The 14,217-nt window shown below is 41.3% G+C and carries 12 protein-coding genes; 5 read left to right on the plus strand and 7 right to left on the minus strand.

Features of this window, described 5'->3' with window-relative positions; all coding sequences use genetic code 11:
• Positions 1–23: 23 nt before the first annotated feature.
• Both dnaX and apt read right to left on the minus strand, forming a co-directional pair.
• A complete protein-coding gene (gene dnaX, locus MORIYA_RS06800) occupies positions 24–2,483 on the minus strand; it encodes a DNA polymerase III subunit gamma/tau (RefSeq protein WP_112713803.1) in 2,460 nt (819 codons plus the stop codon).
• Positions 2,484–2,597: 114 nt separating this feature from the next.
• Positions 2,598–3,143 carry an adenine phosphoribosyltransferase gene (apt, locus tag MORIYA_RS06805; protein ID WP_112713805.1) on the minus strand — a complete coding sequence of 182 codons (546 nt, stop codon included), beginning with the start codon at positions 3,141–3,143 and terminating at the stop codon, positions 2,598–2,600.
• Between the two features lie 233 nt (positions 3,144–3,376).
• On the opposite strand from apt, the gene dusC reads away from it, so the two are divergent.
• Positions 3,377–4,315, plus strand: a complete 939-nt coding sequence (gene dusC / locus MORIYA_RS06810; protein WP_112713807.1) for a tRNA dihydrouridine(16) synthase DusC — start codon at positions 3,377–3,379, stop codon at positions 4,313–4,315.
• Between the two features lie 89 nt (positions 4,316–4,404).
• A complete protein-coding gene (locus MORIYA_RS06815; protein ID WP_112713809.1) occupies positions 4,405–6,315 on the plus strand; it encodes an HD domain-containing phosphohydrolase in 1,911 nt (636 codons plus the stop codon).
• A 28-nt stretch (positions 6,316–6,343) separates the two neighbouring features.
• Here MORIYA_RS06815 and MORIYA_RS06820 read toward each other — a convergent pair whose 3' ends face one another.
• Positions 6,344–6,808, minus strand: a complete 465-nt coding sequence (locus MORIYA_RS06820) for an NfeD family protein (protein WP_112713811.1) — start codon at positions 6,806–6,808, stop codon at positions 6,344–6,346.
• A 34-nt stretch (positions 6,809–6,842) separates the two neighbouring features.
• Complete coding sequence (locus tag MORIYA_RS06825; protein ID WP_112713813.1) at positions 6,843–7,817, minus strand: SPFH domain-containing protein; 975 nt, start codon at positions 7,815–7,817, stop codon at positions 6,843–6,845.
• Between the two features lie 384 nt (positions 7,818–8,201).
• Here MORIYA_RS06825 and MORIYA_RS06830 point away from each other — a divergent pair, with 384 nt between their 5' ends.
• Positions 8,202–9,134 (plus strand): acyltransferase, encoded by a 933-nt coding sequence (locus MORIYA_RS06830; RefSeq protein WP_112713815.1) that lies wholly within the window; start codon positions 8,202–8,204, stop codon positions 9,132–9,134.
• A 173-nt stretch (positions 9,135–9,307) separates the two neighbouring features.
• Positions 9,308–10,837: a methyl-accepting chemotaxis protein gene (locus tag MORIYA_RS06835; protein ID WP_112713817.1), complete on the plus strand. Its 1,530-nt coding sequence runs from the start codon at positions 9,308–9,310 to the stop codon at positions 10,835–10,837.
• Positions 10,838–10,842: 5 nt separating this feature from the next.
• Here the strand turns inward: MORIYA_RS06835 and MORIYA_RS06840 are convergent, their stop codons facing one another.
• The gene (locus tag MORIYA_RS06840; protein WP_112713819.1) at positions 10,843–12,054 is read right to left on the minus strand and encodes a cation:proton antiporter; all 1,212 of its coding nucleotides are present in this window, start codon (positions 12,052–12,054) and stop codon (positions 10,843–10,845) included.
• A 15-nt stretch (positions 12,055–12,069) separates the two neighbouring features.
• On the minus strand, positions 12,070–12,447 hold the full coding sequence (locus MORIYA_RS06845) for a DUF4144 domain-containing protein (protein ID WP_232011545.1): 378 nt from the start codon (positions 12,445–12,447) through the stop codon (positions 12,070–12,072).
• 245 nt (positions 12,448–12,692) lie between these two features.
• Between MORIYA_RS06845 and MORIYA_RS06850 the strand changes: the two genes are divergently transcribed.
• Positions 12,693–13,295, plus strand: a complete 603-nt coding sequence (locus MORIYA_RS06850; protein ID WP_174216903.1) for a 2OG-Fe(II) oxygenase — start codon at positions 12,693–12,695, stop codon at positions 13,293–13,295.
• A gap of 8 nt (positions 13,296–13,303) precedes the next feature.
• On the opposite strand, the gene MORIYA_RS21580 is transcribed toward MORIYA_RS06850, so the two are convergent.
• On the minus strand, positions 13,304–13,429 hold the full coding sequence (locus MORIYA_RS21580; protein WP_269461236.1) for an isochorismatase family protein: 126 nt from the start codon (positions 13,427–13,429) through the stop codon (positions 13,304–13,306).
• Between the last annotated feature and the right edge of the window lie 788 nt (positions 13,430–14,217).

The raw sequence follows: 14,217 nt of genomic DNA on the forward strand, positions 1-14,217 counted from the left end.
AAAAATTCAAGGTTGCTAAATCTTTATAACGGCACAATTGAACTATCATCAATAACAGCGCCGAGACGGTTCATAAAGAACTGAATATACTTATCATCATACAAGTTTTTAATCGCATTCGCTAAGCGTTGTTGAAAAATTATTTCTTCAAGTTGCGCAGGCGTTGATTTATTTGGGTTTTCACCAAAGTTAATCACTAGTTCAACGGGCTCTGATAATACTTGCTGCAGCGCGTCGCTTAACTGTTGACGCGACTTGTCATTGACAAAATAGCGTTGGTCTGGATTCATGGTCAAAGTAATACGACCAGGTTCCTGCTCCATCACACTGTGCAGCGCCAGTTGACGCACACGGCCACCTAAACTCATCTGATTAATGTAACAACACCACGGGTCATTCTCATCACGTAGCTTATTGTCTAACGATGCAGTTGCCGTTGATTTACCTGACTTCTGCGGCTGAAAAGCCGGTGACAAATCATTAATATCAACCTTAACCTGACTAAAACGGTCGATTTGACGAATCGCAGGCTCAGCACTAGGCTCTGGCATTTGGTTATGATAACCACCCTGCCCCTGATCTTGGTCTTGGTCTTGGTACTGTCCTTGATCTTGGTGATTATTTTGATAACCGCCTTGGTCCTGATAGGCGTCAAGCGGTGGTAATTCTTGCCATGCCGGTGCAGACTGTTGCTGTGCTTGTTGCTGCATAGGCTGGCTTGCAGGTGCGTTAAAACGACTCTGCATAGTAGGTGTATGCTGTATAACAGGTGCTACCGATTTTTTCGGCGGTACATACGACGATGGAGCCTGTTCACTCTTCGTCGCGGTCGACTTTTTTGCAGTTGTACCTAAACGACTGCGTAAAAAATTACGGGTTTTACGTCCTTGGTCAACACTGTTTTCGGCTACCGGTGCTTGCGCAGGTACTTGACTCTGTTGTTGCTGCTGTTGCTGCGGCGCAGTATTTACTTGTTCATGCTGAATTGGCGCAGCTTGTGTCGGTGCCGTATTCATCGGCTGAGGCGCAGCATAATCCGGTGGCGCCACACTTGGTGACTCAACTTGCGGAACAGCATAGTTTTGCGGCTCAACGCTCTGTGGTGCAGTGGTTGGCGGTTCAACTGTTGGCGGTTCAGCTGTTTGCGGCTCAACATGACCCATCGCTTGCGCTGCTTGTAATAACTCGTTTTGCTCTAGGTTTAAATTCGTCACCGCTTCATCACGCTGCTCAGCAACGGGTGCTACTGATTCTGATTTTGGTTGCTGTACTTGCGGCGGAGTCAGCTGTTGTATCTGAGCCGGAACTTGAGAAACCACGGCTTGCTCAATCGGCGCTGCTATTGTCACAGCAGGCGCGATTGCGACTGGCGTCACATCTCTCTCTGGTGCTTGTAAACGCCCTTGTGGACGAAACGCTAGCATACGTAATATCGTCATTTCTAACGCACTGCGTGGGTCAGGTGCAAGCGGCAGTTCTTTACGACCGGTTAAGGTGATCTGATAATATAACTGCACATCTTCTGGCGACATATCATCGCACAAGGCTTTCACTTTATCGGCATGTTCAGTATCAACCACTGACGACGGCAAAATTTGCGCCATGGCAATGCGGTGTAACAAGCTTGCTAACTCCACGTGTAATTGGTCAAAGTCAGGTCCTAACGAGCTGACTTCAGCAATTTTAGCCATACACTTGTTAGCATCGCCACTGACAATTAAGCGCAGTAGCTGCAGCATATGGCTGTGATCTAACGTGCCCAGCATATCTAGCACTGTCTGGTATAATACTTCACCAGAACCATGTGATAACGCTTGATCAGTCAAACTCAACGCATCACGCATACTACCATCAGCCGCTTTAGCGATTGAATTTAATGCTGATAATTCATATTGACAATGTTCGCGCGATAAAATATGCACTAATTGCTGAGAGATCTGCTCAGTCGTTAGGCATTTCAAATGGAATTGCAAACAACGCGATAAGATCGTAATGGGTAATTTTTGTGGTTCGGTTGTCGCTAGCAAGAACTTCACATATTCAGGAGGCTCTTCTAACGTTTTTAATAACGCATTAAAACTGTGCTTAGAAAGCATGTGTACTTCATCGATTAAGTACACCTTGAAACGGCCACGAGCAGGTTTATATTGCACATTATCAAGTAGCTCACGGGTATCTTCGACCTTGGTACGTGACGCCGCATCAATTTCAAGCAGATCCACATAACAGCCTTGGTCAATCTCGACACAGGTTGAACATTCACCGCAAGGTGTACTGGTGATGCCTTTCTCACAGTTTAAGCTTTTGGCGAAAATACGGGCGATGGTCGTTTTACCAACACCACGCGTACCACTAAGCAAATAAGCATGGTGTAAGCGGTCTTGCTCTAGCGCATTAACTAAAGCGGTCAGCACATGTTGTTGACCAACAACTTGCTGAAAATTATGCGGGCGCCATTTACGCGCTAAAACTTGATAACTCATAACAGTTCAACGATTACTTAATATTGATAAGCACTAATATGCTCGGGACTGAAAATAGCGGGCAGTCGGCCACCAGCTAATCATATTTATTACGATGGTTAACATTGTAACGGACTATTCGCCGTCAAAATCAACTAATTTGGTAATATTAACATTAAGATTCTTTAATACAGCTTCACCACCCAGATCAGGCAATGAGATAACAAATGCAGCCTCTTCAACAATACCGCCAAGCTGACGAATTAAAGATACAGTCGCAGCAACAGTGCCACCCGTCGCTAATAAATCATCAACAATAAGTACCTTATCGCCAGCGTCGACAGCATCAACGTGGATCTGTAATATATCTGTACCGTATTCAAGTTTGTAGCTTTGCTCGATTGTTTTACGCGGTAATTTGTTTGGTTTACGCACTAAGATAAAACCTAACCCCAGTGCTTTTGCTAGCGGCGCACCAAAAATAAAGCCACGCGCTTCAGTACCCGCGACTTTGGTAAAACCAGCATCTTTAAAACGTTCCGCAAGCAAGTCGATAGTGGCAGAGAATGCAGGGCCATTTTCAACGAGACTTGTTACGTCACGGAAAATGATGCCTGCTTTCGGGTAATCTGGAATTGATTTAATACTATCTTTAATAAACCCGAGTGTATCTTGGTTCATGTTTCAACCTGTTAATTTGATGAGCTATATGTCATATAGCCAATTAAGTTGGGTATAAAACATGCACTCAATATATAGAAGTAAGTGATTACGATAAATTTTATGTAACTGCTTGTTGATATGCAAGCGAGTATTAAGCTTAACGCCCTTTTGAAGAAATTATTATACGATATATTTGGCAATTGTGGTTAATTCTGTTTTAATCGCTCATTTTGCCAACGCAGGACAATAACATGCGCGTAGTTTTAGCCCCAATGGAGGGCGTTGTTGACAATTTGATGCGCGAGTTACTGACCGCACAAGGCGGTTACGATTTATGTATAACCGAGTTTATCCGCGTCGTCGAACAGCTATTACCAGAGAAGATTTTTTACCGTTATTGTGCCGAATTAAACCATGGTAGCCGCACACAAGCCGGAACTCCAGTACGCATTCAATTATTAGGGCAACATCCACAATGGATGGCAGAAAATGCGGTTCGTGCCATTGACCTTGGTTCTCACGGTTTAGATATCAACTTTGGTTGCCCGGCGAAACAAGTAAATAAGTCATCTGGTGGCGCTGCATGTTTACGTGAACCAGAACTGGTGTATCAAATCGTTAAGCAAGTACGTGATGCCGTACCCGCAGAGCATACCGTCAGTGCCAAGATCCGCTTAGGTTGGGAAGACAGTAACCAAAAGTTAGAAATTGCCGATGCAGTGCAACAAGCAGGTGCTAATGAACTAACAGTTCATGGCCGTACCAAAGCCGATGGTTATCGTGCCGCAGCAATTAACTGGCAAGCAATTGCCGAAATCAGGCAGCATGTATCCATACCAGTGATTGCCAATGGTGAAATATGGAGTCATGCCGATGCGCAACGTTGCTTAGAGGTGACTGGTTGTAACGATTTAATGGTCGGTCGCGGTGCATTAAACTTACCCAATTTAGGCGAAGTGGTTAAATACAACAAAGCACCAATGCCTTGGGCTGACGTGATTGTTTTATTGCGGAACTACTGCCAATTAGAGATCCGTGGTGATAAAGAAAAGTATCTACCCAACAGAATAAAACAGTGGTTTAGCTATCTACGTAAGCAGTATCCTGAAGCGGTCGACTTGTTTACCGAATTAAGAGCCTTACGTCAGTCAGCAGAAGTGATTAATACACTGAACAACTACCAAGTATGATCCTTTAAGGGATCTTGACTCGATTAAATAGCAGTGTTAATAATAGAGCTTAAACTCATATTCATGCATAATTCAAGGATGAATTACCGTTGCGTATTACCATAAAAAAAGCCCTTATTAGTGGCATAATTCTGCTGCAATTTGTCACGCTTACCACATTATTACTTTCAAGTTACATCTCAAATCAGCGTTCATTTAATGCACATGCCCAAAAGTTAATGATTGATTATGCAGATAATATTATTGATAACTCGAAACGCTTTCTTGATACTGCAAAAGCAACAACCTTATTAACCAGTGAATTACTTCGCTCAGATGTGTTATCGATTAATCGCCCCGATGATCTCAGTTTATATTTTTTCCAGCAATTAAAACAATCACCACATATCTCAGGGATCTATTTTGCCAATACCAACGGTACCTTTGTCCATGTACAACGCGAGCAAGGTTTCAAAGAGCCATTATTTTCACGAAAATTAATTACCTTTGATACTAATAGTGCATTAAATTCATCACATCTCTACACTCATGATAATAACTTTACACAACTTTCCGTAAAAACAATAACCAACGAATCCTACGATCCACGCGACCGAATTTGGTTTAATAAAGCACTGGATAACGATGCGTTATCTTGGACGGACCCTTATATATTTTTTTCTTCACGTAAACCTGGGATCACCAGTTCAATGCCGGTGTATAACAAAGATAAGCAGTTAATAGGTGTCATTGGTGTCGATGTGTCATTGGCCACTATTTCATCATTTTTCGATAACCTTGACCTAGGCGAACACAGCACCGCCTTTGTTACCAATCGGCTCGGTGAAATAATCGCCTATCCCGACCAAAAAATCATTCAAGACACCGCAAATGAAAGTTTACGCTTTCCACGCATCAATGAAATTAACAATCCAATCGCCTTAACCGCATGGCAAGCGTTGCAAGAAAAAACCCAATTGTTTTCGACCGGAGGTACTGCAACAGCCGTGACATTTGAATTCGACAACAATACCTATCATGGTTTATTTAAAGAGTTTACCCATCATAAATGGCCGTGGATCATCGCGATTTACATGCCAGAAAAATTCTTTCTCAGTGACTTAATTGATAATCAAAAATTGAATATTTTATTTGGTCTCGTGATCAGTATTATTGCCTGTCTCACTTCATTCTTTTTTATTAATCACATTACCGACTCACTGCGAAAAATAAAAATAATTGCAGAGAATATCCGTTGTGGTCAATTTATTAAAACAGATATAGCTGAATCCACCTTTGTAGAACTGCAGCAAACGCAATACGCCTTCAACAATATGATCGATAGTTTGATTGCATCACGTAAAGAAAATGAACAGCTGCACTTAATGTTAGAAAAAACCAATGCCGAAACCATTACTCGACTTGGCCTAGCAGCCGAATATAAGAATGATTCATCGCCAAACCACATTCGACGGGTATCGCGTTATTGTGAGGTAATTGGTTTAAACATGGGCATGTCAAAAGACAAAGCCAAAGAGTTACGCGCTGCCGCAAAATTACATGACATAGGTAAGATAGGTATTCCTGAACAGATTTTATCAAAACCCGCCGCACTAACAATGCAAGAATTGGTCATGATGAAAACAGCGCCAGTGATTGGCGCAAAGATTTTGCAAGATGCAGAATCAGCCACACTTAAACTCGCTCATGATATTGCGCTAACCTTACACGAACACTGGGATGGCAATGGTTACCCTAACCAATTACAATATCATGACATCCCATTATCAGCGCGTATTGTTGCCGTTGTTGATACCTTTGATACCATGATCCATCCTCGTTGTTACAAAAAGGCGATCCCAATTGAGATCGCCATTAATAAAATCCAAGCATTATCTGGTAGCAAGTTTGATCCTAGCGTGATCGCCGCGTTTGACAGCTGTTTAATGGATATACTTAATATCTATAAGCAGTTATCACCGAGTGTTGATATTCATCAACGGCCTCGGCGGTGTCAATAGACAATATTCTGTCGCGCATATTACGTCTTTATTCGACAATTAAAATGTTGCCATCAACGGCAACTATTTTAACCCGTAGCCCAGTATCAAGGGCTTCAACCGTCGCAGAGTCACTTAAGCGCGCGTTCCAATTAATGCCTGAATGACGCACTTTACCACCATTAATAGTGACGATCTCACTCACTGGCACCGTTTGTCCAATCATGTCACTACTGGTATCTGGTACGAATTTATCGCCTTGAAAGTGCTTAAGTGGTTTCCATAAAAGCAGCGCACTAATCGCGGTTAATAGACCCACAGAGAGGACTTCAATCTCCCATCCAGCAATCACCCCCAAGTTAACCAATAAGCCAGTCACGAGGCAACCAAGACTGAAAAACAACAGCGGACCACTTAAACCAATCACACCCAGTTCAACGACTAACGTAATCGCCCCAATAACATAAAGTAATTGATCGTGATTATTTTGTAAGTAATCGATTAATGAATCCATTTCGTAAACTCCATTCAATGGTTACCCCAGCGTGTTATTCCGATAATTTTAATGCGCTAGATATAGCAATCGCTTGCGCGACCGTATTACCTATATTCTCGCTGGTTTTACCGTCTGTTAATATGACAGAACCTTCGGCGGCAATGGCTTTGTGCGCCGCAATCGCATCTTGGGCAAGCGTTAAACGTACAGCTTGCTGCCCTTCACTGGTTATTGCTGCAGCACCAATCACACTTAACGCGGTAGAATCGGCATTCGCGACCAATCTAATTGCTTCTGCTTTACCTGTTGCTTCCAAGATTTGTGACTCTTTACTCGCTTCTGCTGCTAATACCAGTTCTGCTTTTGCGGCTTCAGCATCGAGCACCCGGGCTTGTTTCAAACCTTCAGCTTTGGTAACCGCCGCGGTTTTAACACCTTCCGCAGTCAGGATAACGGAACGTTTTTCACGCTCTGCCGTCATCTGTTTTTCCATGTCTTCTTTGATTGAGGTAGGTGGCGTAATGTCTTTAATCTCATAACGCGTAACCTGCACACCCCAAGGTTGGGTCGCATCCGTCATCGCGGCCAAAATATTCGCATTAATCTTATCGCGATTTTGGAAACATTGATCGAGTTCCATCGAGCCAATTGCATTACGCATTGTGGTTGTCGCTAACTGAATCACCGCTAATTTATAGTCGGTAATATTATTCGTTGCAGCAGACGCATCAATCACTTTCATAAACAAGATACCATCAATTTCTAATGATATATTGTCTTTGGTGATAGCGGATTGTGATGATATGTCTAATGATTGTTCTTTTAAGTTACGATCCGCAGCAACCTTTTGCACAAATGGAACAATAAAATTAAGACCCGCTTGTAATGTGCCGCTATAACGCCCAAACGTATAAATAACATAACCTCTGTTTTGCGGAACAAAGAGTATGCCTTGTTGAATTGTGTATATGACCACAACAGAGATCCAAAGCCAGGGTGTTAATAGTATGTCAATTACAGTTTCCATAAATGTGTATCCTTAGTATTTGATGTTGCTTTGCAACCATTAAATCATTATTGAGCGAAACGAATGCCAGTGTGGAAATACACACGTCTCAGTATTATTTATTTAAACAATACCTTATTGTAACCCGCTCCAATAGTAAAAATGCTTATAAATAACAATTAAAGTCTAATTTTATATCTATATTGAGATATTACATCCATAACGAGTATTGAAAATAAGAGTAAGAACCTTCGAATTTGTTAATTGCAGCCTTAACTGCTCCGATGTTTAGTAAAATAAGGCTGTTTTGAGCGTAAACGAACTTTTATATATTGAGACCTGACACTTCGGGCCGTAATATACACACTTATTTGTAAGTATGTGTTTTACTGTTTAGGAAATTTTATGTCATTTATACGAGGCTGTTTAGCGTTTATCTTTTATTATTTAAATTTATTGTTTTGGGCGACCCCCATCATTATTTTAAGCCCAATCAAATTACTGCCAATTAAAATACTGCAGACTCTTTGTTCTGCATTGCTGGTCTGCTTTGCAAGTAATTGGATCAAGGTTAACGGGGTGATAGAACGCCTAATTCACCCAGTAAAAATTCATCTGCACAATGCTGATGTCGAACTGTCGGAAAAAGAATGGTACATGGTCATTGCGAACCATCAATCTTGGGTTGATATCCTGATCTTGCAGCGTGTATTAAATAAAAAGATCCCCTTCTTAAAATTTTTCTTGAAGAAAGAACTTATCTTTGTTCCTTTCTTAGGCATGGCTTGGTGGGCGCTAGACTTCCCGTTTATGCGTCGTTATAGCACTGCGCAACTAAAGAAAAACCCGACGTTACGCGGTAAAGATATCGAAATAACACGCAAAGCCTGCGCTAAATTCAAATCAACCCCTGTCAGTGTGATGAATTTTGTTGAAGGTACACGCTTGACCACAGAAAAACATAACAAGCAAAAATCACCGTTCAAGCATCTGCTAAAACCCAAAGCCGGTGGATTAGCGTTTGCACTGTCTGCATTAGGCGATCACATTCATAAAGTGGTTGATGTGACCATTTATTACCCTGAACAAACACCTACATTTTGGCAATATATATGTGGTGAAGTGAAAGATGTACATGTGCATATTAGCGTATCTAAAATTGATGCCAAGATGCGCGGCGATTACCAAAAAGACCGAGCATTCAAAATTGGCTTTCAGCAACACTTGAATCAACTTTGGATAGAAAAAGACGCCATTCTAGAAACCATGGCACAAAATCACACCGCAATCACAGACAAAAATAACACAGAAAAAACCAATACAACCAGTTCGCCATAGGTCAAAAAACAACAGGGTGTCTCGAACAAAATACAACTGCCACCAAGTATCTTTACATTAATTTAACTTTTACAACGCTATTACCTATAAATTTAATGTATCATTACTACCTCTTAAGATGTAAATACAATACCAATTAATAAATCCAATACTACAGTGGGGATAAATAAGTAATGAACAGAAGAAACACTCAAGTCATTAATGAAGAAGTTTCATTTGATGTGCAAGATGAATTAGTTTCGACCACCGATACTCGAGGTGTCATTACTTATGCCAATCCAACCTTTTGCCAAGTTGCCGGTTATGAACTAGATGAATTAATAGGTAAAAATCACAATGTCGTCCGTCATCCTGATATGCCAGCGGTCGCATTTAAGGACCTTTGGACAAATTTACAAGCGGGAAAACCATGGCGCGGCGCGGTAAAAAACCGTTGTAAAGATGGCCGCTATTATTGGGTTGATGCCTTTGTCACCGCAATCCATGAACAAGGTAAACTCGTTGGCTATCAGTCGGTGCGTAAAAACCTGGCTCACAAAGATAAGCTCACCGCCGAACAGGCTTATAAAGCCATCAATAATGGTAAGAGTTTATTCCAGTGGTATCAGCGTCCGTTCTTGAAACCCCTGGCTTTCTTTATCATCAGTGCATTGATCGTGTTTGCTAGTCAAAACATGCCTTATCTCAGTGTGTTATTACCACTGCTGCCTTTTATTATTTTCCATAATGAATTAATTACAGTACCACGCTATTTTTCCACTCTGAAACAACGTTATGATAGTGTTTCCCGTTATGTATTCTCAGGGTTGAAACCACAGGGTATTGTTGATTTTCAATTGAAAATGGAAGAAGGCAAGATCCAAACAATTTTAGGTCGTGTTGTTGATAGTAGCCGTGCCCTTGAAACAGGTGCTGATAATCTAACCTCAGCTGCCCACAAGGCGAAAGAAGGTGTTGAACAAGAGACAGCTGAATTACACCAAGTCGCAGCAGCCGTAACAGAAATGGCCTCGACGATCGAAGAAGTATCTAAAAATACCCTATTAACGTCACAAAAAGTCCACCTGGCTCATAATGATTGTGAAAATGCAACCAAAGCAATGTCAGCAACTATGACCCAAATAGGTAAACTCGCCAATGATGTAGCAGAGTCAGCGACATCAGCCAGTATGTTGTCAGAAAAAGCGAAAAAAATTAGCACCATCATATTAGAAATACGTGGTATCGCTGCTCAAACAAACTTACTGGCATTAAATGCCGCAATTGAAGCAGCGCGAGCGGGTGAACATGGTCGTGGTTTCTCAGTCGTTGCCGATGAAGTAAGAGCGTTATCAACACGTAGCCATAATGCCACAGAGCAAATTCAAACTTCAATTAACGAGATCCAACAAACGCTTGAACAATGGTCGACAACCATGCAGCAAGGTAAAGAGTCTGCCGAGTTGTGTGTCGATGAATCTAAACGTACACAGGCGATGATGCAGAATGTCTATGGTGCTATCACTGATATTTCAGACCTGGCAATACAAATATCCACAGCCTCAGAAGAACAAAATATGGTGTCACAAGAAATCAGTCGCAATATCGTCAATATCAGTGATGCATCACAGCACAATCTACAACAAACAGAGTTAGTTGAACGTGAAGCCGCCGCTATTAACAATAATTCGAAATCACTGGCGGCGTTAGGCTTAACGTTTTAAGCTGATTAAGGTCTATCTCGATGGCTTTTACTGTATAGATTTGAAAAAGGTTGTGCGGTAAAGCCGTGAGCAAAAATGCTCATAAGGATAGTAAGCGTCACAACGGCGTAAACAATATCAAAACCGCCAATATCACCGACGTTATGCACCACAATCAACACATATAAAATAGACGCGATGCCTCGCGGTCCAAACCAAGCAATAAACACACGGCTTGCAAAGTCCAAATTGGTACCCATTAATGACACAATCACCGGCAACATACGTAATACCGTCAGGCTCAATAACGCATAGATAACCACGTTTACGCTAATATCATGTAATGTTAATGGTACAAACGCTAAACCAAACAAAAAGAAGCTAATAAGTATAAATAACTCCCCTTCGCTTTCAGCAAACTCTTCAATATGTATTCGCGCTTGTTTACTGGTATTACCGATATATAAACCGGCAAAGAAAGCAGCAATAAAACCATTACCTAATAATGTTTCGGCAAGATAAAACCCGAAAATTGCAAGAGCTATGGGGATCAAATTTTGATAGCTTTCTTCAATCCAGTTATGTTCGATTGCTTTATTCAATAATTTAGCACCCAGATAACCCACTATACCGCCGACCAACATGCCAAAGACAATTTGTTCGGCTACATACCAAATCCAGCTATAGTCATTAGCTTTAGTTAGGCCACTGGTTATCAATGCCACCACGGTTAAGACGATGGGGAAAACAATGCCGTCGTTCAGACCACTTTCAACGTTGATACTAGAACGAATAATTTTAGGCACTTTCGGATCTGTCACCACCGCTTTACCCAGCGCAGCATCTGTGGGGGTAAGCAGCAACGCCAGCAAGATCATGTACGTAATAGGTTGCTCTGGAAACAGCCATACAGCAACAGCAGTACCAGCGATAATCGTCAAAGGAAGACCGATAAAGAGTAATCGTGCAGGTATCTGCCATGAACGTCGCAATAATTTTAGATCTAATAATGCCGCATCGCTAAACAACACCAGTACTAACGCTATTTCTACCAACACAGTGACAAATTCGGCATTCACTTCAACAGCAGTAATGCCGAATCCAAACGGCGAGCAGATCAGCCCCAATACGGTAAACACCATAGGACCAGATATATCAAATTGAGCGAGTTTTTTGGAGATGAAACCATAGAACAATACAATTAAAGCAATAATCAAAATAACGACATGTTCGTCCATGACTCAATCTCCGAGCTAAAGTGAATTGATTTCTTTGACCATCGCGACCACTTGCTGATGAGTCTTGGCATTTATCTTTGCAGAGCAGCAATAATTTTCAATCACCGCATGTTTACGCACTAATTCGACAAACTCAGCCACCAATATTCGCGAGTCTAAAGCAACAAACATGTCTGTATTCGAGGGCGATGACGCGGCAGAGAGTGCAAATAAAGCACCACTCGCATCGATTAATCGATCTTCTGATTCATAGTGAGGCAGACATAAATCAGGATCATTTTGCCACTCAGCTAACGAGGCAATATAGATTAATTCATCTTCGCCATGGTATTTGATCACTGCAGGCCACTTTACCACTGAATGATTTACCACTACATTATTTACCACAGACACCTCTTAACCTTTATGTATATATTTACTCTAACAGCTTGTTATGGTGATTACAGTTATCAAATTCAGTTAGTTAACCTCTAGCGTCGCTAGTTATTTATCCGATTGTTATTTTGTATCATAGTTATACTTGAAGTAACTTGAATATATGTGCATGGAACCGGGTATAATACCGCCATCATCACCTCACATAACTGACGATTGTGGAAATAGAACAAATAACATTAAAAAATAACTTTCGTGCCACCATGGATAGCATTTTAGATAATATCCATGAGCATGGTTATGCGGTCATCGACGATGCATTTCCAGAAGGTATTATTGAAGAATTGCTTAACGATTGCCTTGAAAACCAACCAGAATTTAAACCTGCTGGTATTGGTCGTCAGCAAGACTCGCAATTAAATGCACAGATTCGTAAAGATAAAACCCTGTGGTTAACGGGTAACAGTCCTGCCCAAGCTGATTTTATGGCGCTAATGGGCGAGCTTAGGCTGGAAGTAAATCGCAACTTTTTCTTAGGCTTATTTGATTATGAATGTCATTACGCTAAATATGAAATCGGTGATTTTTACCTAAAACACCTCGATGCGTTTAAAGGTAAATCAAACCGTGTATTTACCACGGTCTGCTACCTAAATACTCCCGATGCCGGAGGTGAATTACTTATCTATACCCAAGATTCAGATGATGTGATCGCACGTGTTGCACCCAAAGCAGGTACCTTGGTGGTATTTGAAAGCGAACGCTTCCCGCATGAAGTACTTGCCGCTGAATCAGCACGTTATTCAATTGCGGGCTGGTTTAGAATGAATAACTCGATGGTAGGCACTGTCGATCCAGCATCATAAATTTGACGTTAATACATATAGGTTACGCCTTCAGGCGCTTTGGCGCCAGCGGTGGCATCTTTGACGACTGCAACTTCAAAGCCGCGCTCTATCATCTCACGCATGTGAGCTTCCACGCACAAGTTAGCCGACATTCCCCCCGGGGGTTATGGTCATACTCGTCTCAGGTAAACCCGCTGTGACGATGGACTTTATTAACGATTTCATCTATATACCCTCCTTTATCTATGTCGTTTGTAACGACATGATTAAAAACGTAATGATGTAAAAAATGATCAGGTTTCCCCTGATGGTTTTAATTTAAAGGGTGTTCGAACGGCGAACACCCTTTAAATTATAGGTACCATAAAATCAACTTTCCAGAAAGTTCAAAACTATCACAAATTTTAGAGAACCCCGTGTCTCTACACCAAATTCGATCGGCTACAAGTATCCGCATTGCCGTAAGTAGAGAAGAGCCTTAATAGTAATGATATATGTCGAATTAAAGCACCAACTTCTAATAAATTTTGTGCCCTCACGCGCCTCCACAACATCAATTCGAAACGGCACCAAACACCATTGGCTTTACAATCACTCTAACTCGATTCTGCCCCAAAGTGTATATGCAACTACTCATGCATATTTTATTCATGACAGTTTGCCATACATTTTCTCATGTTTAAATCTTAGTAACTTTAATTTTACTGAGCATATTTGTGATTAATGTAAATGGTGCGATTGATGATTTTATACAGTGCTATTGGTATTTTGGTAAAACAGTCAGATTTATCTTGTAGCTAAAAATTAACATCAATATACTCAGTCATATAGCTAGTTTTACTATAGCTTACAAGACTAAATAAATAATTTACAGGACTGCTCGGTTCCCCTGAAACTAGGCAAATCGAGACGTCCTATTGTTAAATGCTATATGGCAGGT

Origin of the sequence: Moritella yayanosii, from assembly GCF_900465055.1 — a bacterium.
GTDB lineage: Bacteria > Pseudomonadota > Gammaproteobacteria > Enterobacterales > Moritellaceae > Moritella > Moritella yayanosii.